This is a genomic window from Streptomyces milbemycinicus (genome assembly GCF_002154605.1).
Lineage (GTDB): Bacteria > Actinomycetota > Actinomycetes > Streptomycetales > Streptomycetaceae > Streptomyces > Streptomyces milbemycinicus.
On record NZ_MUNE01000428.1, the window covers coordinates 1 to 800 of the forward strand.

Here is an 800-nt window from a genome sequence, read left to right on the forward strand (position 1 = left end):
ATGGACCCTCAGCAGCGGCTGCTGCTGGAGACCACCTGGGAGGCGTTCGAGCGGGCCGGGATCGACCCACGGTCGGTCCGCGGCCGGCGCTGTGGCGTCTTCATGGGCACCACCGGCCAGGATTACACGCCGCACCTGAAGGACGTCCCCGACGAGCTGCTCGGCCACATCGCCTCCGGCGGTTCGAGCGCCGTGCTGTCCGGCCGCCTCGCCTCCGTCTTCGGCCTCGAAGGGCCCACGGCCACCCTCGACACCGCCTGCTCCGGATCCCTGGTGGCGCTGCACCTGGCCTGCCAGTCGCTGCGCGGCGGCGAGTGTTCCATGGCTCTGGCCGGCGGCGTCACCGTGATGTCCAGCCCGGAGACGTTCATCGGGACCGGCCGGGGGATAGGGCTGCCCGCCGCTGCCCGCTGCCGCTCGTTCGCCGACGGGGCCGAGGGGATCGCCTTCGCCGAGGGGGCGGGCGTGGTGCTCCTGGAGCGTCTCTCCACCGCCCGCGCGCACGGGCGTCCCGTGCTCGCCGTGGTCCGTGGCAGCGCGATCGGCCAGGAAGGCACCAACAACGGCGTGAGCGCGTCGAACGGCCCCGCCCAGCAGCGGCTGATCAGGCAGGCGCTGGCCGCCGCGGGGCTCCTGCCGCACGAGATCGACGCGGTCGAGGGCCAGGGCACCGGTGGCCTGCTCAGTGACGCGGTGGAGGCCCAGGCGCTGGCGTCCGTCTACGGCGAGGGCCGCCCGGCCGACCGCCCGCTGCTGCTGGGGGCGGTGAAGTCCAACCTCGGCCACACGCAGGGGGCCAG

1 protein-coding gene is annotated in these 800 nt (G+C 74.6%); it reads left to right on the forward strand.

Annotated features, from left to right (window positions below; translation table 11 throughout):
• Positions 1-800: beta-ketoacyl [acyl carrier protein] synthase domain-containing protein (locus CCN51_RS31850; RefSeq protein ID WP_143675941.1), on the forward strand; the 800-nt coding region annotated here is incomplete at both ends.